At 39.9% G+C, this 20,604-nt stretch carries 18 protein-coding genes; 13 read left to right on the top strand and 5 right to left on the bottom strand.

What is annotated here, in order from left to right; genetic code table 11:
- Positions 1-180: 180 nt before the first annotated feature.
- The 5 genes from MKZ11_RS00585 to MKZ11_RS00565 form a co-directional block, all read right to left on the bottom strand.
- Positions 181-960 (bottom strand): YibE/F family protein, encoded by a 780-nt coding sequence (locus MKZ11_RS00585; RefSeq protein WP_340792140.1) that lies wholly within the window; start codon positions 958-960, stop codon positions 181-183.
- The gene (locus MKZ11_RS00580) at positions 957-2,081 is read right to left on the bottom strand and encodes a YibE/F family protein (RefSeq protein WP_340796871.1); all 1,125 of its coding nucleotides are present in this window, start codon (positions 2,079-2,081) and stop codon (positions 957-959) included. Before MKZ11_RS00580 ends, MKZ11_RS00585 begins: the two co-directional genes overlap by 4 nt.
- Before the next feature lie 625 nt (positions 2,082-2,706).
- A complete protein-coding gene (locus MKZ11_RS00575) occupies positions 2,707-3,243 on the bottom strand; it encodes a helix-turn-helix domain-containing protein (protein WP_340792139.1) in 537 nt (178 codons plus the stop codon).
- Positions 3,244-3,327: 84 nt separating this feature from the next.
- Positions 3,328-4,554: a DUF819 family protein gene (locus tag MKZ11_RS00570; protein WP_340792138.1), complete on the bottom strand. Its 1,227-nt coding sequence runs from the start codon at positions 4,552-4,554 to the stop codon at positions 3,328-3,330.
- Between the two features lie 21 nt (positions 4,555-4,575).
- A complete protein-coding gene (locus tag MKZ11_RS00565) occupies positions 4,576-5,571 on the bottom strand; it encodes a dipeptidase (protein ID WP_340792137.1) in 996 nt (331 codons plus the stop codon).
- 325 nt (positions 5,572-5,896) lie between these two features.
- Between MKZ11_RS00565 and MKZ11_RS00560 the strand changes: the two genes are divergently transcribed.
- The 13 genes from MKZ11_RS00560 to MKZ11_RS00500 all read left to right on the top strand — a co-directional run bounded on the left by MKZ11_RS00560 (position 5,897) and on the right by MKZ11_RS00500 (position 20,602).
- Positions 5,897-6,481 (top strand): TetR/AcrR family transcriptional regulator, encoded by a 585-nt coding sequence (locus tag MKZ11_RS00560; protein WP_340792136.1) that lies wholly within the window; start codon positions 5,897-5,899, stop codon positions 6,479-6,481.
- Positions 6,471-7,763: a cytosine permease gene (locus MKZ11_RS00555; RefSeq protein WP_340792135.1), complete on the top strand. Its 1,293-nt coding sequence runs from the start codon at positions 6,471-6,473 to the stop codon at positions 7,761-7,763. Before MKZ11_RS00560 ends, MKZ11_RS00555 begins: the two co-directional genes overlap by 11 nt.
- On the top strand, positions 7,747-8,841 hold the full coding sequence (locus MKZ11_RS00550) for a DUF917 domain-containing protein (protein ID WP_340792134.1): 1,095 nt from the start codon (positions 7,747-7,749) through the stop codon (positions 8,839-8,841). The genes MKZ11_RS00555 and MKZ11_RS00550 overlap by 17 nt, the downstream gene beginning before the upstream one ends.
- Positions 8,838-10,394: a hydantoinase/oxoprolinase family protein gene (locus tag MKZ11_RS00545; protein ID WP_340792133.1), complete on the top strand. Its 1,557-nt coding sequence runs from the start codon at positions 8,838-8,840 to the stop codon at positions 10,392-10,394. Before MKZ11_RS00550 ends, MKZ11_RS00545 begins: the two co-directional genes overlap by 4 nt.
- Positions 10,395-10,677: 283 nt before the next feature.
- The gene (locus tag MKZ11_RS00540; protein WP_340792132.1) at positions 10,678-11,124 is read left to right on the top strand and encodes a GatB/YqeY domain-containing protein; all 447 of its coding nucleotides are present in this window, start codon (positions 10,678-10,680) and stop codon (positions 11,122-11,124) included.
- Between the two features lie 719 nt (positions 11,125-11,843).
- Complete coding sequence (locus MKZ11_RS00535; RefSeq protein WP_340792131.1) at positions 11,844-12,560, top strand: dihydropteridine reductase; 717 nt, start codon at positions 11,844-11,846, stop codon at positions 12,558-12,560.
- A gap of 320 nt (positions 12,561-12,880) precedes the next feature.
- Positions 12,881-13,150 carry an excalibur calcium-binding domain-containing protein gene (locus MKZ11_RS00530; protein WP_340792130.1) on the top strand — a complete coding sequence of 90 codons (270 nt, stop codon included), beginning with the start codon at positions 12,881-12,883 and terminating at the stop codon, positions 13,148-13,150.
- A 250-nt stretch (positions 13,151-13,400) separates the two neighbouring features.
- Positions 13,401-16,061: a sigma 54-interacting transcriptional regulator gene (locus tag MKZ11_RS00525; protein WP_340792129.1), complete on the top strand. Its 2,661-nt coding sequence runs from the start codon at positions 13,401-13,403 to the stop codon at positions 16,059-16,061.
- Between the two features lie 595 nt (positions 16,062-16,656).
- The gene (locus MKZ11_RS00520) at positions 16,657-16,959 is read left to right on the top strand and encodes a PTS sugar transporter subunit IIB (RefSeq protein ID WP_340792128.1); all 303 of its coding nucleotides are present in this window, start codon (positions 16,657-16,659) and stop codon (positions 16,957-16,959) included.
- Between the two features lie 145 nt (positions 16,960-17,104).
- Positions 17,105-18,478 carry a PTS cellobiose transporter subunit IIC gene (celB, locus tag MKZ11_RS00515; RefSeq protein ID WP_340792127.1) on the top strand — a complete coding sequence of 458 codons (1,374 nt, stop codon included), beginning with the start codon at positions 17,105-17,107 and terminating at the stop codon, positions 18,476-18,478.
- Positions 18,479-18,487: 9 nt separating this feature from the next.
- Positions 18,488-18,808 (top strand): PTS lactose/cellobiose transporter subunit IIA, encoded by a 321-nt coding sequence (locus MKZ11_RS00510; protein WP_340792126.1) that lies wholly within the window; start codon positions 18,488-18,490, stop codon positions 18,806-18,808.
- A 111-nt stretch (positions 18,809-18,919) separates the two neighbouring features.
- Entirely contained in the window at positions 18,920-19,150 is a 231-nt protein-coding gene (locus tag MKZ11_RS00505; protein WP_340792125.1) for an RRXRR domain-containing protein, read from the top strand.
- 147 nt (positions 19,151-19,297) lie between these two features.
- Positions 19,298-20,602 carry a 6-phospho-beta-glucosidase gene (locus MKZ11_RS00500; protein WP_340792124.1) on the top strand — a complete coding sequence of 435 codons (1,305 nt, stop codon included), beginning with the start codon at positions 19,298-19,300 and terminating at the stop codon, positions 20,600-20,602.
- Positions 20,603-20,604 lie beyond the last annotated feature (2 nt).

Below are 20,604 nucleotides of genomic sequence, written 5' to 3'. Positions count from 1 at the left end.
ACGTTTTCAACATAAAAAAGCAATTGAAACACCATTCATACCACTGAATAATTATAAGGTTAACGGCACACATCAAAAAAAGAAAGCCTTGGAGATTTTTCTCTACAAGGCTTTTCATCATTCTTCAACTATCATTTCTTCTGAAATGGGGTGTATGGATTTATTTTGAACATAATTGTTTTAGAGTTTGTTACCTTGCTTTCTCTTTTCCACTTTCAATAACGAATAGGCAGTTGTCCAAGCTGTAATTGGAATTATTATGGCAACCCCTATACCAGCACAAAATATTGTAATTAATTCCGCACTAAAGACTTTAGAATTTACAATTTCTCCGAGAGAATAAGCTAAATCCTTAAACCATATTAGTAATCCCAGATAACTTCCAAAGAAGGCGAAAAATAATGTATTCGTATCTGTACCCAGGACATCTCTCCCGATGCTTAATCCGAATGTGAATAACTCTTTCCTTTTGATAGATGGTTCATGATGAAATAATTCGCGCATAGGGGAAGCAATCGAAATGGCGATATCTGTAATCGAACCGATCGCACTCATAATAATCACCGCAGCTCCCACTTTAACAAAATCCACGCTGATATAAAGAGAAAAAATACTGATTTCCTCAACTTCTTCTTCACCAAACCCTTGAATCATCGCCATTTTTGTTACGATTACTATAAAAATGAGCAAAATGACAATCGTGATCATGGAAGAAATAAATGCTGTTTTTGTTGTACTGTTTATGCCATTAATATAAAACAAATTAACACAACTAATGGCTATGCACGCAATTACAGTTAATATAATTGGGTTCACGCTTGGTATCGACATCATAATAACCGTAATAAGAAATATAAAAAAGTTTAGGAACAAGGTGAAAAAAGATCGTGCCCCTTTTTTACCGCCAATAAGTACCATTAATAAGAGTAAAATAGCTCCCAGCAATACTTGTACACTCATGATCGTGCCCTCTTTCGATTAACGAAAAAAATGGAAGCATACAGGCTGATCGGAATGGCTAACACGATTCCAATACCGCCAGCTAAGGCCCGGGCTACTTCCAGTGATAGGTTCATGGAAAGCGCATATGACAGTGGCACGCCATTGTTCATATACAAAATAAGCATAGGAATTGAGCCGCTTATATAGACAAAAAACAAAATATTTGTCATCGTTCCCATGATATCTTTTCCAATTTCCAACCCGGACGTTTTCAGTGCTTTTATGGAGATGCTGTTATTCTTTTCATACAGGCCGAAGATAGAAGAAGACATCGTTATAGCGACATCCATGACACCACCTAAGGACCCAAGGAATAATCCTGCCATAAATACAGCTTGATAGGGGCGGGTAAGAAACTGCATTTCCTCATACCGCAGTCCATTTTCGGAAGTAGCCCATAACGCAACATATGCAATAAAGAGCGAAATAAAAGTTCCTAGCAGAGTCGCTACAATACCCGCGTACGTTTTTTCATTAAAACCGTTAATGAGCAGTAAAGAGACGACTGTAAATAAAATTGCGCTTATACTGCAGATGAATAACAAACTTACACCGTAGTTGTTGACATATAAATCCAACGCGAAAGATAACAAAGCAGCATTCAATGCTAAACTAATGACAGAGAACAATCCTTGCTTTTTACCGACAATCAGTAACGTGAAAACAAAAAACCATGCGACAATCGCAACGTATTTGTCACGCTTTACATCTTTGATTGTTCCGGTTAATGCCGCACCTTTTTCCTTGTTCTTATCGATGGAAACGAATAGTTCATTTCCGGGTCGATATGCTTGGTCATAAGCACCTGATGACGAATACTCATTCTGTATATGAATCTGCTGTCCCTTTTCTGTCCCGTTCATTACTTTAGCTATAATATGTTGAGTAAAAAGCGTATCTTTATTATTATTTTGATCAGTGACTTGAGTGGTATCTTCGAGAGTGGTTTGAACGACTTTGGCTATTGGGTGCTGATAAAAAGAATGATTGTGATTCACAAAGACAACTGAGATAACAAAACAAAGGGCCAGTATGGTGAAAAACCAGGCTTGTTTGTGCGTTATTTTCTTTAACTTCATAACAATACCGTTCAACCAAAACCCTCCAATCATAATCATTCTCTTCTATTGAGCAAGGCTTTAGAATAACAAGTATATTTTCATCGGTCAAGCAATCCCGGCCGCTGCATTCAGTGGGACACGATCGTTCAAAAATGCTTTACTTCGCCTGTCATATAAAGGTTGTAGTATTGAATATAGCATATGAATTGTAGTGGTGACAGTCACCAAGTCAAACAGTCACCAAGTCAATTTGAAAAATGGAGGGACTTGTACCAGTGAGATTTAATTTGATATATCTCTTCAACTAGAGGCTTGATGAAAGGGGAAATTCTACGAGGGTGAAGTTCTGAGTGGCGTATAAAGGATTATTTGAAAGAGGATTTCCTATTTCGCAGATATTGCATCTGAATTAGCAGTAAATCGACTCAAACAACGACAAAACTTCGTAGCTTAACAGCGTTGTTACTACGTTATAAAGTTCTTAAGAAGGGGGTTGGCTTTTAAATAAAGGGATATTCCTCTCCTCTAGTTTTAATGAGAAAGGGAACTCCCTCAAATGGATAGTGAACAATCCATTCTTTATTTCTTCAAGTACTTTTCCTCAATGATTGAGGCGACCGCATTTAATACGGGGTTAAGTTCTTTATAGTACCCTTCCCGTCATAGCCCAAATTGAAATAGCTGTTTCTTTCGAGTGATTGAAAAATCGATGGGGAGTTGAGCTATTGAAACGAATGCTGTCGCCTTCATGCAAAATGATCTCTTGATTTCCTAGGACAATTGTCATTTCTCCTTGTGTGATAAGGCCACACTCCTCACCGGAATGTTCGACTAGCTGCTGATCTTCCTGTCCGGCTTCCAAGTGAATCATAATCATTTCTATCGTTCCTTCATTAATAGGGGTTAACATTTGATAACTTGAGTGAGATTGAGGGAAAGTAACAATTTTACGTTCATTTTTCCGAACAATTTGCGTCGTCTCTTCATCTGTTCCTAATAAGGTGGAAATTGAGATATTTAACCCATTGCATAGTTTATAGACAGTTGTCAGCGTCGGGTCCGTGTTTCGGCGCTCGATTTGACTAATCATACTCAAACTAACGCCTGATCTATCGGATAGCTCTTTTAAAGAAAGATTTTGTTCACCCCGTAATTGACGAATCTTACGTCCATCAAACATAACATCCACCTCTTCCAGTTTATCAATATCATTAGCATATCATAGATGAACCCCGGCGCAGTTCATCGCCGGGATTCATCATTATTAAATCATCGTGGCAAACCACATACCTAAAGTAGTGCCGATGTAGTTTCCGATAATATAACCAATTGTCCCGACAACTAATATGGGACCAATCAAGTTTTTCCAACCCTTTGCAATCGCCATTGCCGCTGCAGTTGTTGGACCACCAATATTCGCATTACTGACAAGTAGGATTTCTTCCAAATCGTACTTGAACAGTTTCCCTGCCGTTAATGAAATTAGTAAATTGACGACTACGATAATCGCAACGAATACTAATAGTAGTGGTGCATTTTGCACGATAAGTGGAATAGATGCTGGTATGCCGATGACGACAAAGAATAAATAAATGAGAAAAGTCCCCATTTCTTGGCTACCATTAATGCTTGCAAAATATTTAGGGAACAATGCAAGTGCCAAGAACGTAATCGTCGTTAATACTAAATACTTATCGCCAATTAGCCCATGCAATAAATTCAAACCAAATGAAACGTCTTCACCCGTTGGAACGAAACTGCCGAAAAGTGCCGCCAGTTTAAAGGAAACAACGACTAGGAAAAACGCAGTTCCTAATGATAATGCAATATCCTTCAAGGAAATTTCATTACGCTTCCAAAAAGCTTCTGCCAATGTTTTGCCGTCCTCAACGTCCTTATTACTCTCAACTTCCAGAACATGCGGGTGCGAAAAACGTTTTCTGAAAAAAGATAGGGATGGAATGAACATTAATGCGACGATGTAAAGTGCCATCATTAAGTTATCCGCAACGATTGTCGCAGAAACCATTTCTCCAGGCGCCTCGAATTTCCCTGCCATCGCTGCAAAGTTTACGCCGCCTCCAACGTACGAAGCACTCATCATCGCCCCAATTTTATCGAGATAGGGAATATGATCTTTTAGTAAGAAGAAACTTATAATTGTACCTGCTATTGTACCGATGGAGCTGAGCAAAAAGAGGATGAGAAGTCTGCCACTCTCTTGCCAGATTTTCTTAAAGTTAACGTGAAATAACAGCAACGGAATGGCGAGTGGAATAATGAACGTCCAAACTGCATCGTAGACTGGAGATTCAGTCGGAATTACACCTGTATTCGACAAAATGATGGCCCCAATGAGCGCAATGATAGCACCTGAAATTCGCCCGGCCCACTTGTACTTCTGTTCTAGGTAAATACTTACTGCAGCCCACACCACGATAATACCCCAAAGTGTAATCATATCATCGGGCTGGATAAGTGATTTTGACATTTTTATTCCCCCAGTAGTTTACTATTTCAACATCTTTTTCATGTAGTCAAAAGCATTGTTAAAGCTGATTCCCTCCAGCTCGTTTGATGAAAAACCTCTAACTGTCATGCGCTCTAATAAGTCCGGCACCTTGGTGACGTTTTCAAGACATTTTGTGCTGCTTGAAAATGGTTCCCCCAAATCATGAGGAGATAAATAATCGAGGAAGTCGAAACCGAACGCAAGGTGTTGGGGTCCGACAAGGTCTGCTATGTACACTGCATGATCGATGAACCGGTCTAACGTCGGATTCGCTTTGTCCACAAACCCGCTAAAGGCATTCAATCCGATGAGTCCTCCTCGTGCGGCAATCGCTTTCAGTTGATCATCCGTCAAATTCCGTTCCTGCGAGCATAATGCAAAGGCATTACTATGCGAAGCAATCATCGGTTGTGTAGAGGCATTATGCATACTCCAAAAAGAGGATTCATCAAAATGGGAGGCATCCAGAACCCAATTCAAATCGTTCGCTTTTTTGACAGCCAGCTCGCCAACATTCGTTAGCCCTCTTTTTTCTGGCTCATCGGGTGAACCTGTTCCACTTGCCAAGGCATTCCACTCATTCCATACGAAGATGGTATGTCGGATTTTATCGGCATGGAGCTTGTCGAAAGCGTTTTCAATATTGTCTTCAATTGATTGCTGCCCCCATTGTTCAAGAAAGCTCATCCCTTCAACCCCTAAAAAGAGATTAATCTTCCCGGAACCCACTGCATCAGTCATATCATCGACAGTTACACAAACGTTGGCATGTTTAGAAGTTCGCAAATCATCCATCACAAGTTTGAATATCAATCGGAAACGGGTGATAGGGTCCTGGAGGAAAGCAGGTTCCACCCAAAAGACGCAAATCATCGAATCCACGCCACCTTTTTTCAGTTGAGGATAATGGATTCGATCGAATACGTTCGTTTCTCCCTGACTCCTTCGCCATGCAATGTCCGTAAATAGATCTGAATGGATATCAAATACTTTCAACTGCACCTCTCCTTTCCCACTAGATTCGCATTTTCATATAGTATAATTTATTCTCTATATTAAAACAAGTTAGAAAACAAAAAAGTATAAGTTCTTTTGTAGTGGTGAGAGTTGTAGTGGTGACAGTCACCACTACAACTCTCGAACAAACAAAACAATCGCGAATGATTTGACAATTCATACAACTATGAAAATCTTATTTTAAGTCCTTCATACTAATTTTCGAGTATGGAAAAAACGTTTTAAAAGATAAATCAGAAAGTTGTTGCTTGTTCGAAAGCGTCGTTGTATTATTAACCTAATACTTATTAGGTGGGGATACTCAATGAGAGAAAAATTATTAAAAGCGGCCATTTACCATTATTCACGTTACGGTTATCAAGGTGCAACGATGCAAAAAATTGCTACAGAAGTTGGCATTAAGCCTGCTTCCATCTACTTTTTTTACCAAAACAAAGAAGCTCTATTTATTGCAGCATTCCAGAAGTTATTAGAAGAACACTTTAGTCAGATGAGAAAAATTATGGATGAAGTAGAAAACTCCCCAATAGAAGAGATTTTCTGTAGTTTGCTGCACGGTACTGTCTCTTACCATAAAGAGAAAGAAGAAGAAACGGCGGCCTATATTTCATTGATCACTTCTCCTCCGCCAGAGATTAAGCAGTTTCTAAAAGATCATATGGAGCAATTTGATAACTGGCTCATACAATCGCTAAACACTTCTTTAAAGTACTACTACCCATCCATTTCTGATCAACAAAGTGTCAATGTAACAAAACAATTTCTTTTACTAATGGACGGCATCTTTTGGGAAATGACTATGTACGATGAAAATGCTTTGTCTGAGCAACTCCAACATGCTTTCCATCTAACAACTCTAATTTTGAGGGGGATTGAAGATGCAAAATGATTATGCTCGGGAAGTCGTACCGATGCAGGAACGTAAGAAATGGTTATCCATTAGTCTGATCTGGATTGCTGTTGGAATTGATTTATCTGCTATGCTATTCGGCGCACAACTCGGAGCAGGAATGGCCTTTAATGATGCCTTGCTGTCTGTGGTAATTGGGTCTCTGATATTGGGTGTTCTAGCGGCATTTTGTGCATACGTCGGAGCGGCTACGGGATTATCAACGTCTATGATTTCTCGTTCCGCCTTCGGAAGCTCAGGCGCGAAAATTGTTTCGGCTTTTCTTGCGATCTCGTTAATGGGGTGGTTTGGTGTACAAGCTGGTTTTTTTGCCGAAAACGCAACTGTTGCTATCTCCGAGGCAATCGGAATTCAATTACCCATTCCGCTTCTTGCTGGAATAGGTGGATTGCTGATGATGTTGACGGCAATGTTCGGATACCGTGCAATAGAGAAGCTCAGTTCTTGGTCTGTACCACTATTAATCATATTAGTGATTCTCGCGGTTGGAATGGCGATCACTAAATTTGGCACTGCTAGTATCGGGGCCCCTGTAGAAAATACATTCTCGATAGGAATGGCCATTTCACTGGTGATTAGCATCTTTGTTGTAGGTGCGGTAATTTCACCGGACATTTCACGCTGGGCTCGTACAAAAAAAGATGCAGTTTTAGCATCTTTCTTTGGTTTCTTTATAGGCAATAGTTTTATGTTGGTCATTGCGATGATTCTATCCCGTGTCATGAATGAAGATAACTTGACGACGATTATGCTGACTGTCGGTCTTGGGATTCCGGGTATTCTCGTTTTGATTTTGGCACAGTGGACAACTAATACGAGTAATGCTTACTCTTCTGGACTTGGTTTAGCTGTTATTTTTACGAAGACTAGTAAAGCGAAATTAACATTTGCAGCAGGTACAATTGGGACGCTTATGGCCGTTTTCGGGATTTATGGAAACTTCATTAACTTCCTGAGTATTATCACAATGTTTATCGCACCAATTGGCGGTGTGTATACAGCTATTTACTATATAGGCGGGGCAAAAATGCTGTCATTTGAATCCCCTGCAAAGTACAAAGCATATCCGTTGATCGCTTGGGGGACGGGAACTTTAGTGAGCTGGATGACATTGGAGAATCCAATTGGACTGGAACTTTTTAAACTGACAACAATCCCGTCTTTAGATAGTTTCATCATCGCTTTTATTGCACAGGGAATTTTCTGTTTTGTCATTAAACGTCAATTTACGAAGGAGAATCAGTATGAAGTGGTTAAATGAAGAAGATATCGACCACATTGCAATCGGAGCATCCGTACTTGGAACAGGTGGGGGCGGGGATCCCTATATAGGAAAATTAATGGCTCTTCATGCAATTCGTAAATATGGGCCGGTTCAAGTAATTACGATGGATGAGCTGAAAGAAGATCATTGGATTGTCCCTATTAGCGGGATGGGGTCGCCCAGTGTACTCGTCGAAAAAATTCCTTCATTCGAGATGTTAATGGCACCTTTGATTGCGTATGAAAAAGCAAGCGGAAAAAAAATTGATATCGTCATGCCAATCGAAATTGGTGGGGTTAACTCGTTGATTCCCGTGGCTGTAGCAGCAATGAAAGGCATCCCGATTTTAGACGGCGATGCAATGGGACGTGCCTTTCCAGAAGCTCAAATGGTTACTTTTCATCTAGACGGGCTAAAACCTGAATTGGTCACGATTGCAGATGAAAAAGGAAATACGGTCACGATTGAACCGGCAGATGGCCACTGGAGTGAAAAAATTGCTCGTACTATTACGATCTCGATGGGAGGATCGTCAATTGTAGCTGATTATGGAGTGACGGGTATACAAGCGAAAAAAAGCGTCATTCCTGGTACATTGACACTTGCTCAAAAAATAGGCGAGATACTGAAACAGCCACGAAATGGAGCAGTGCATCCGATCGAACTATTGCTTACATTATTAGATGGACATCAATTATTTAGAGGAAAAGCAGTTGAAATTAAGAGGGGAATCGAGGGTGGATTTACGAGAGGGAAAGCTGTTTTTGAAGGTAGCGAAGAAAATGACCTTGATTCTTGCGTGCTTTCCTTCCAAAATGAACATCTTCTTGCTGAAATAAATAACAAACCGATTGCTATGACACCAGATTTAATTGCTGTTTTAGATGAAGAGACGGGCATGCCCATTACAACAGAAGGTTTGAGATATGGAGCTCGCGTCATCATTGTAGCTTTCCCGGCGAACGAGAGATGGCGGACGCCAATTGGTATTGAGACGGCAGGCCCGCGTTATTTCAAGTATCCATATGACTATACACCATTAGAAATACTGATAAAGGAGTTTGTGCCTTCATGATACGGTTAGGAATTGACGTTGGCGGTACCAACACAGATGGCGTTCTGTTGAATGCAAAAAATGAAGTGATTTGCAGTACAAAAACGCCTACCACAAAGAATGTTTTTTCAGGGATTCAAACGACAATTGAAGAGCTACTAGCTAGTTCATCCGTCAATGTGGACGATATTAAAATAGCAACCCTTGGTACAACACATTGCACAAATGCGATTGTAGAGCGAAAATCGTTAAATAGAATTGGCATCATTCGCATTTGTCTTCCTTCGGGAACAACAGTGCCTCCACTTGTCGACTGGCCAGAAGATTTAGTCGATAAATTACAAGCTAAAACTGCTTTGATTCATGGAGGTTATGAATTTAACGGTTCTCCGATTACAGGGATTAGAATTGATGAATTAATGGAAACTGTCGAGTCGTTTAGAGGTTCAGTGGATTCGATAGCGATTACGGGTGTCTTTTCTCCAGTTCTTGCAGATCAGGAAAAAGAAGTGGCGGCTTTTTTACAACAGCATTTACCGCTTATCCCGATTTCACTTTCGAGCGAAATTGGGACGATTGGTTTAATTGAAAGAGAAAATGCGACCATTTTGAATGCTGCACTTAAAAATGTCATCAAGCATGTGGCAGAAGGCTTTAAGCAGGCTTTGGTTAATAAAGGAATTCATGCGAAAATTTACTTTGGTCAAAATGACGGGACATTGATGACCGATGTATTTGCTCAAAAATATCCGATTTTCACTATCGCATGCGGTCCGACCAATTCAATCCGAGGAGCTTCATTTTTATCGAAAGAGCACAATGCGATTGTCGTGGATATTGGCGGTACGACGACCGATATCGGCGTATTAGCAAATGGGTTCCCTAGGCAAACTTCTCTTGCCGTTGAGGTCGGAGGCGTCCGTACCAATTATCGCATGCCCGATATTTATTCGCTTGGTTTAGGAGGCGGTACTCAAGTAACGTTAAAAGATGGGGCGTGGAAAATCGGACCTGAAAGTGTGGGCTATCAATTGCCCGAGAAAGCACTCATCTTCGGGGGTGAAACGCTAACTGTGACGGATGTCGCGGTAGGGGTAGGTGTGTTGGGAATGGAGAATACGCAAGATGAAAAACTTGTTTCGATTCCTACACAAGACATTTACCCACAAATTGTTGAAATGGTAGAAAGAGCAATTGATCGTATGAAAACGAGCAAAGAGGACGTGCCAGTCGTGTTGGTGGGCGGTGGTGCAACCTTGATGCCTGAAACCTTAAAAGGAGCCAACCGAATTATCCGACCCGAACACGCGGGAGTGGCAAATGCAATTGGTGCAGCACTCGGAGACATCAGCGGCACATGCGAAAAAATTTACTTGCTTACAGACCGCGAGCATCATGAAGTGATTGAAGAAGCAAAACAAGAAGCAATCCAAGCGGCTATCGAAGCTGGCGCAGATCCTCATCGAATCGACATTATCCAGTTGGAAGACTTTCCATTGGCTTATATACCAGGAGAAGCAATTTTGGTTCGAGTAAAAGTTGCTGGACCACTTTTGTTGGAAAGTGAGAAGTGATTTAACTTTCTCTGATTGGTGAAGAAAGCGGAGTTTTAATTTGAACGAAAAGCCTGGCGGACAAGACTGCCGTAGGAGACAACTCTTATGAATAGTAGATAGAATAGCTCCGTTCATTGAATTAGCGGCAACAATAAAAAACAACAACAACTCCTGTCCGAGTTGTTGTTTTTTATTAGTTATGGTGTATTTGTAAATCTTTATTTTTTCAAAAGTAATAAACGTAGGATATAATGAAAACTAGGAATAGGTGGAAAATGAATTAGAAAAAGGAGTTTTTTAAATGACACTTAAACAACAGCTTAAGGATTCGATGAAAGAAGCAATGAAAGCGAAAAATAAAGAAGAGTTAACAAGCATTCGTTTGGTGTTAAGTACGATTCAAAAAAAAGAAATCGATAAGAATGATGGCACAGAACTTACTGACGAGGAAGTTATGCAAGTCATACAAACGGAAATTAAGCAAACTCATGAGTCTCTGCAATACGCGAAACAATCGAATAAGGTTGAAATGATAACTGATCTTGAAAACCGCATCCAGTTGCTAACAGTATATCTACCTAAACAACTTGACGAAGATGAAGTCAAAACAATTATAAAAAGTATTATTGAATCGAATGGTTTTGCCGGTAAACAAGATATGGGCAAGGTGATGGGTCTTGCAATGGCTGAACTAAAAGGCAAAGCTGAAGGCAGTTTGATCAGTAAAGTTGTAAAAGAGTTATTGTAATAAAATAAATGCAGGATCTACTATGCCTGAAGCAATTTGGAAAAGTAACAAAGTTTTTTGAACAACTGCAGGCTATTAATCCCACTGACAACAATGCACCGTGGAATAGGATTGTACAATACAGATAACCTGCTAAAGCAGAAATACGGAAGTGGGATTAACATTACAAGTTCTACAGATGTGGGAACAAACGTTAATTTTAGTAAGACTAAAGAAGAATCGTACTCAGAAAACGTCACTGTCTCTTCAGATAGTTGGCGTTTTCTGTTTTACTAAATTGTATGCAAAATTAATACGTATTAACCGCGGCCTATTGGTATTGGAATGTTTATGAATGATAGGATTTACTATTAGGTGAAGTACTATCTAGAAAGTATATAATAACGAATTTAACTCTTATAATTATTGCCGCTTACTGTTTTTATCGCTGTTTTTGAGACGATGATCGGCTTGCCTCAGAAGTCTGATTGGATTTGCATTAATTGTTTATTTTTTTGATGCCCCACCATCACTTCTTAGTTCATGTAGTTGGATATCTGTGGTGAGAATGTCCTCGTTTGGAACTATGAATAATTCAAGTTCAAGAATTTTTCTGAAACACCAGATAATCTAAGGCGCATAAATTATCTGAAATAACCAATCTATTTAATTGAGAACTTTTATCAATTAGTATATAGTATATAGTAACGATAAATATAATTGAGTGAGGAGAATATATAATGCAAATATACTGGACTAAAATTAATAAGATTATTGAGGAAACGCCTGAGGTTAAAACGTACCTGCTCGATCGTCCGAAAGACTTTACATGGGAAGAAGGTTCCCACACCCACTTCGCACTGGAAGGTTTTAATGCCGGAGATAAACCAAACCGTGGCCTGATTCGTCACATGTCAATTTCCACTTTACCGCATGAAAATTCAATCGGTATCACCACACGCATCAGAGAGCAGTGCTCTGAGTTTAAAACGGTTTTAAGAAATCTTGAGGTCGGTAATGAAGTTGCAATATTTAAAACCCATTCAAATGTACCGCTTAAAAGAGAAGACAAAAGTGTTTACCTGCTGTCATCAGGTGTCGGCCTGGCAACTTTCAGACCGCTTGTACTTGATTATTTTGAACGTGCTGACAATGTCAATCAAATTCATTCCCTAAACATCGATTCATCAAAAGACTTCTTATTCACTAATGTCTTTGAATCCGCACCTGACAAGAAGTTCACATCACAGTTCGTTGATAACCGTAAAGACTACTATGAAGAAGTGAAAAATCTTGCTGCAGACAAGGATGGACTCTTCTATGTTGTCGGTAGCGACGAATTCCTCGTGCAAAACATTGAAGTACTGCGTGAACAGGGCATCACGCCAGAACAGATTATGCTCGACAAGCGTGAACAACAACTGCCTGAGTTTTTATCAGTTGAGTTGTCAATTTAAGCGAGACAAACTATTTTCTTGGTAAATGCTAAATAGATGGTCCATACTATGTATTCTTTTGCACATAAAGGTACCAAAAAAATGTGAATGACTTCAGCAACTGAAGGACTTAAGTTGTTGGAGTTATTTGTAATGGTTAATACTATTCAACTATCTACGATGTGTCAAAAAATATAATTTAATGTATTTATTCGACTTAAGACCTGTTAAGATAATCATATAGTTAATGGGAAAGTCCTTTGACTGGTCATTATGATAGACCAAGCAAGGGAAGACGCCTTTTTTTTGCAGTGTATCATCTAGAAAAGGAGGCCGTTCGTATGAAAAAGGTATTTACTGTATTACTATCAATTGCAATTGCCATCACCTTCTCATTCAGCGCTGTGCAAGTCGAAGCAGCAAGCCCAAAAGTTGTAACATATAAAAATTGCACTGAGCTGAACAAAGTATACAAAGGCGGCGTAGCAAGATCCGCCTCCGTCAAAAACGTAGGCGGTAAAACAAAGTACAAACCGTTTGTATCCCAAGCACTTTATAACGCAAACAAAAAAAGTGACCGTGATAAAGATTTGATCGCATGTGAGCGGTAAAAATAAGAACGATAAAACGGCTTCCTTCAGATTTAGTATCTGAAAGAAGCTGTTTTTTCGTTTATTATTTCGCGTAAGTTATCAGAGTAGTGTCGTAGTTGTAGTGGTGACTGTCACCACTACAACTATGCGGTTTGGAATTTTCAGTATAGATCAGTTAGTCTGTGGTATTATAATAGGAATATAGTTCCTACTTTTCTATGATCGTTCAACTCGATTTTGAACAATGCAGTCCTTAGGGGGAGTATACATGAGTCGCAAGGATGATATTTTTCGTTATATCAAGAAGGTGAATGAAGAGGTTTCTGCGAATGAGGTCGCGGAACAGCTGCAACTGGACCGTTCGAATGTGAGCCGGTATTTGAATGAGCTACATAGAGACGGCTTGGTAGAGAAAACAGGTGGCAAGCCGACGTTGTACTTTTATAAAGAAGTAACTCCAAGTATCAAACCTAGAGAACCTATGGATGAAGCGTTTTTTAACTTGATTGGCACGGAAGGAAGTTTGAAGATTGCGGTTCAGCAGGCGAAAGCTGCCATCCATTATCCACCTAGGGGACTGCATACATTGATTCTGGGGAAAACGGGTACGGGAAAGTCTTTTTTTGCCGAGTGTATGTATCAATATGCCCTTGAATCGAAAAGGATTGATAAGGATGCAGCCTTTATTCAATTCAATTGTGCAGATTACGCTCAAAATCCTCAACTTTTGTTTGGTCATATTTTTGGTGTGAAAAAAGGGGCGTTTACAGGGGCAACGGAAGATCGTACCGGGTTAATCGAAAAAGCGGACAAGGGAATCTTGTTTTTAGATGAAATTCATAGGCTGCCTCCGGAAGGACAGGAAATGCTATTTACATTCATTGATAAAGGTGAATTTCGAAGTCTGGGAGATAGCGAAGAAACGAAAACGGCTTCAGTTCAAATAATTGGAGCGACAACAGAATCCCCTGAATCTTTTTTACTGGAAACCTTCACTAGAAGAATTCCGATGACAATTACGCTCCCTTCCTTGGATGAGCGTCAATTTGAGGAGCGGTACCAGCTTATTGAACACTTTCTTATTCAGGAATCGGGTCGTTTAAATGAAACAATTTATGTTGAAAGACGCGTTTTGACCGCATTTTTACTATACCGAACGTCTGCAAATATTGGACAATTGCAACGTGATTTAAAACTTGCTTGTGCAAAATCGTTTTTGCACTATATTTCAAATCAGACAGCGACACTTTTAATTCAGCAGAATGACTTGCCCATCCATGTTCAAAAAGGGTTATTGGATGTTAAACAATCTCGCGATAAGATGGACAGACTAATAGAAGCAGAACAGAAAATTTTTACGTTTTCCTATAAGGATGAAAATAATGATCAGATTCACTTGGAAGATGGGGAAGACCTTTATCAAAATATAGAAAACAAGTTACGTAAGCTTCACCAAGAAGGGAAGAATGAAAAAGATATTCAAAAAGAACTTCTTGTTGACTTCAATCAATACTTTAATGAGTATATTGATCATTTGCCGCAAATTGACGTAGAAGAGATGGTCAATGAACAAATCTGGTTGATTACAGATAAAATTTATCATTATGTAGAACCAGAATTAAAGCGTACCTATGAGAAGAAAATCAAATTTGCATTTGCCCTTCATTTACAGGGGACGATTGAGCGGATTAACCAAAACACTATTATTACGCATCCTAACTTAAATGAGATTCATAAGGAATATCCAAAAGAATTTAAAGTTTCAATAGAAGTCGCCCAACTTATTCAAAATGAATTAGGCATTGAGATTCCGCTTGATGAAATTGGGTTTATCGCCATGTTTTTAGTTTCTGATGTTGAGGAAAGCATGTACGATCAAGAACATAAAGTAGGAATCATTGTCATGATGCATGGAAACACGACTGCAAGCAGTATGTTACTTACCGTTCAAGATTTGTTGGGCGTCCGGCTTGGAAAGGCTTTCGATATGCCGCTTTCAATGGAGGTAAGGGATATGTACAGCCTCGTCAAAAATGCGATTCATGACATGAAACCGACGAAAGGAATTTTATTTCTCGTAGATATGGGATCGGTTTCTACCTTCGGGCAAATGATATTTGAAGAGACAGGCATTAAAACGAAAACAATTTCAATGGCGAGCACGCCTATTGTAATGGAAGCGGTTCGCAAGGCTTCGCTTGGCAGAAGTTTGGATGATATTTTTCAGAGTTGCAAGCAATTGCTTGAGAGTCAGTTTAGTTCGACCCCTATTCGTCCGAAACCTTCCAAAAGAGCAATTATCACCGCTTGCTTTACGGGGGAAGGGGTAGCGAAAAAAATTAAACAACAGTTAGAAAAGATTGTGGAAGGAAAAAATATCGAACTGATCTCTTTGCAATTTCTTCATAGACAATCTTTTAGAGAAAAAATCGATCAATTGTTAGAAGAATACAATATACTAGCCATTGCCGGAACTGTTCGTGTTGATTACCACAATATCCCTTACTTTTCGCCAACAGAAGTCTTCCAAGAACATCATTTGAAACGATTGGAAAATATGATTGGCAATCATGAGCCTTACAGTGAGATGGTTAAAGCGCTTGAAAGTCATTTTAAAATGATCCCTTCTGTCGACCGTTTGATACAACTTTTGCAAAAAGCCGTAATTAATCTTGAATTAAAATTAGAAATCACACTAGATGATGGTGTCGATACAGGAATTATTCTTCATTTAGCTTTTTTGATTGAAAGTATGCGATTAAATCAACCGAGCCGGCCATTCCCCAATATGGACCAATTCCGTCAAGAAAATATGGAAGAGCTGGTGATTGTGAAAAATACACTGAAAGACTTGGCAGTTGAATATGATATCGCTTTTGCGGAAAGTGAATTAATGCATATTTATCAGATGTTCAGGGAGAATCATTGAAGATCTACTTTGGAATCACCGAGGCGCCTTGCGCATTTCTTATTGTCTAGCTCCAGGCGCTAGCCCCTCGAGTCGCTTCGGTCCATGGGTTAAAGGCAAAGAACGCTTTTATCTTATGGCCCTCCAGCGCTTTTCGGGTCTATCAAGGCGCCTGCGCATTTCGTATTGTCCAGCTCCAGGCGCTAGCCGCTCGGGTCATAAGCAATCCAACTAGGAAGGATTGAACTTCATCCTTCCCGGGCAAAGAACGCCACGTCGTTGGATTGACTTATGCCTGTCGCGTCTAACAGCGCCTTGCGCATTTCGATGTTTTCAAAAGAACACAAGCGTGTAATGATTTACACGCTTGTGTTCTTTTGTGTAAATTAGTAAAGCTCAAATGACAGCGTTTACACGTGGGAAACTTGGCACGCTTCTTGCATTATTAATAGCGTATAGGAAATTGTGGCTCTATGTAAGTTTGCCCTATGAGTTGAAGTCTTGAATCCTGTGTTTAAACTGAGCGAAGGCACCCCCTAGCGCTACAGCGGTTCATTGGAATTCTTTATTTCAACTTATATAGAGTCACAAAACATAGAAAGGGGAGGGAAATGTAATGAAGACCATTATGTTAGTTTGTTCAGCAGGAATGTCGACTAGTTTACTAGTGACGAAAATGGAAGCGGCGGCAAAGGCCAAAGGGGAGGACGTTAAGATTTTTGCCGTATCGGAAGCGGAAGCTAACAGGTATTTCGATACCATTGATGTTCTGCTATTGGGGCCGCAAGTACGATACCTGAAAAAGAAAATTGAAAAAGCAGTTGAAGGGAAAAACATCCCTGTCGAAGTAATCGAAAGTATTGACTATGGAACAATGAATGGCGAATCGGTTCTGATAAAGGCTCTCGCAATGTTGTGAATACAGGCTACAAGTTTACTAGGGGATCGTATGGGAAGAAGTTCGGCAGATCGGCCGGATTTCTGATTCTGGAATTAATTAATGGAATATTTAATTAAATAGTACTTTCATATTTATCTAAGAAAGAATAAAAGGGGAGAAAAAGATGAGTGGGAAAATGGATAAGTTTATGGAGATTGGCGGTCGTATTGGGGCTCAACGTCACCTAGCTGCCATTCGTGATGGCTTTGTTATTATTATGCCATTAATGATTTTAGGTTCAATGGTTACGCTTATCAATAACTTGCCGATTGAGGCATATCAGAATTTTATGGAGATGATTTTTGGCGGTGATACTTGGAAGCAATTTGGTGGAGCCGTTTGGACGGGGACATTCGCAATAGTTTCGTTACTTATCGCTTTCACAATTGCCTATCAACTTGCCCGTTCATACGATAAGGACGGTCTGTCAGCCGGGGTTGTCGCTTTTGCTTCTTTATTAACAATTACGACACCCATTGCGGAGGGCTCAGGATTGCCATTAATTTGGGCCGGTTCACAGGGCTTATTTATCGCTATTATTGTAGCGCTTGTTTCAACTGAAATTTTCACGAGATTACTTGGCAGTAAGAGACTCGTAATGAAGATGCCTCCGAGCGTTCCGCCGGCCGTTTCAAAATCATTTGCAGCTTTATTTCCAGCAATGATTGCAATCAGTGTATTTGGTCTCGTTAAGGTATTCACTATAGTAGCGGGTATGCCCGATATCCATCAAGCTTTCTTCGATGCATTACAGGAACCGGTCTCAAAATTGGCTAACACACCAGCTTCGGCCATTGTTATTGCATTAATTGTCCACGTCCTTTGGTTTTTTGGACTTCACGGCGCAAATGTTATGGAGCCGGTTATGCAGGCAGTTTATTTACCTGCCATTGAAGCAAATATAAAAGCGTTTGAAGCGGGAATAGAAATTCCTTATATCGTGACAAAACCATTTTTTGATGCCTTTATGTATTTAGGGGGTACAGGTGCAACACTTGGTTTGATTATTGCAGTATTCATCGCAGGCCGTCGCCATAAACACTATCGCAACGTCTCGGGATTAAGTGCGGGGCCAGGTATATTTAATATTAATGAACCAATTTTATTTGGTTTTCCAATTGTGTTAAACCCTTTGTTAATCATTCCATTCATTTTAACGCCAGTTGTTCTGGTAATCTTTAGTTATATTATGATTGCGACTGGAATTGTTCCTAAAACGGTTAACCTGATTCCGTGGACCACACCTCCAATCATTGGCGGGTTTTTAGCAACAGGGTCTATGAAAGGGGCTTTACTAGCCGCCGTTAACTTAGTCATTTCAATAGTGATTTATCTGCCATTTGTTAAAATAGCAGAAAGAATTGAAGTGAAAAAACTGCAAGAAGAATTGGTGTTGCAACAAGAAATGGTATCATCTCATCAGGAAGATGTAATAGCTGAACAAGAAGTACCAACATCACAACCAGAAGAAAAACCATTAATCTCTAGTAGGAAGTAGTGAGCAATTATGAATATAGAAGAGCAAATCATGCAGATTATTCTATTTAGCGGGAATGCGAAAAGTACAGCTTTTGAGGCGATCCAAGCCGCCAAAGAGCAAGATCATGAACGTGCGAAAGAATGTATTGAAAAAGCGAATCAAGAATTGATCAGCGCCCATCATGTCCAAACAACTTTAATACAATCGGAAATACGTGGTGAGGGAGTGGTGGTCTCTTTACTACTTGTTCATGCACAAGATCATCTTATGAACGCGATTACGTTCAAAGATTTAGCCATCGAGTTTGTTGACTTATATGAAGTGATGAATAAACGCTCGGTTCTTTAATCTAAACACTATGAGGCAATCTTTTATCGAATAAAAGATGAGCATTGTTGCATATCGAATAAGCATTTCTACAATTAGCGAAATGGACGAAATGTGAAGGAGGGAAACGACATGCCCGTTTGCGCAGGGCGTAAACAACCCATTTTGCTGGGCGCAGAGGCTGGAGCGAAACTCTTCAGACGCTCAGTAACAATGGAAAGCCGTGCCTTATTTGAAGATGAAGTGAAACTATGTACGGACATCCGTGAGTTGTTCGCCACTCGCCCGTCCTGGCGTAGTGCAAAGAGAAGTCAAAAAGTACGCTACCGCAATCCAAGACCTCTAACTATTAAGGATAAGTAAGAATAGCCCGGTGTCATCTGTATTTGTTCAAACAATACGAGTGGTGCATAAAGTCAATGCATGACTCGTTCAAATCCACTAACGAAAGGATGTGTAGGGTGATGGAACTCATGACGAAAGACACGAGTTCCATCAGCCCGAATTGTTATGAAAATTGCTGTAATTGGTGGCGGAAGCAGCTATACACCTGAACTCATCGAAGGGATTATTCTTCGAGCAGATCAAGTGAAAGTAGATGAAATCGTTCTCGTTGACATTGAATCTGGAAAAGAAAAACTGGAAATTGTCGGTGCGCTTGCAAAAAGAATGATACAAAAAAGTGGACTGCCCATAAAAATTGAACTAACTTTCGATCGCATTAAAGCGATTACAAATGCAGATTTTGTGTTAACGCAGTTTCGGGTAGGCGGTCTGAAGGCAAGAGCAAATGATGAGCGAATTCCCCTTAAATACGATGTAATTGGTCAAGAGACTGTAGGGCCTGGTGGATTTGCAAAAGCCCTTCGAACGATTCCAGTCATTCTCGACATTTGTAAGGAAATTGAGGAGTATTCAAATGATGCCTGGTTGATTAACTTTACAAATCCAGCAGGAATGGTGACTGAAGCAATTCACAAATACACCTCTGTTAAGGCAATCGGTCTATGTAATGTACCCATCAATATGCAACAAATGAGTGCAACTATTTTAGAGGTAGACCGAAAAGACGTGAATATATCGTTTGCTGGATTAAACCACCTTGTCTATGCAACAAAAGTAGTGGTAAACGGACAAGACAAAATGGCTACACTAATCGATCGAATTATTGAAGGACGCAATATGAATATGAAAAACATTCATGACGCCCCTTGGGAAGAGGATTTTATAAAAGCACTGCAAGTTCTTCCTTGTCCCTATCATCGTTATTATTACATGATGGATGAAATGCTCATTGAAGAAAAAGAAGCGGCTGAGCTAAGAGGAACCCGTGCCGAACAAGTGCAAGCAATTGAAAGAGAGTTATTTGAAATCTATAAAAATCCGACATTAGATGTAAAACCAAAAGAATTGGAGGAACGCGGAGGGGCCTTATATTCGGAGGCAGCTATCTCCCTAATCACCTCCATCGTCACGAATGATCATGCGATTCATACAGTAAATGTGCTCAATAACGGGGCTATTTCACAACTTCCTGATGATGTCGTGGTTGAAGTATCATGTGTTGTAAACAGTGAAGGCGCCAAGCCGATCCAAGTTGGGAAATTGCCTCCTGAGTTGAATGGTTTAATCCAACAAATAAAAGCTTTTGAACAATTAACAATTGAAGCGGCTGTTACGGGAAATAAACAAAAAGCATTGCTTGCCCTGGTGACGAATCCTTTTGTCCCTTCAAGTAAGGTAGCCAAACAACTGCTAAATGATTTACTTGAAGCAAATAAAGACTATTTGTCGAAGTTTTCGATGGAGGTGTGAGT

Origin of the sequence: Sporosarcina sp. FSL K6-1508 (assembly GCF_038007465.1) — a bacterium.
Taxonomy (GTDB): domain Bacteria; phylum Bacillota; class Bacilli; order Bacillales_A; family Planococcaceae; genus Sporosarcina; species Sporosarcina psychrophila_B.
Note: the sequence above shows the minus strand (reverse complement) of the source record. Positions and strands in the feature narration are given on the sequence as shown.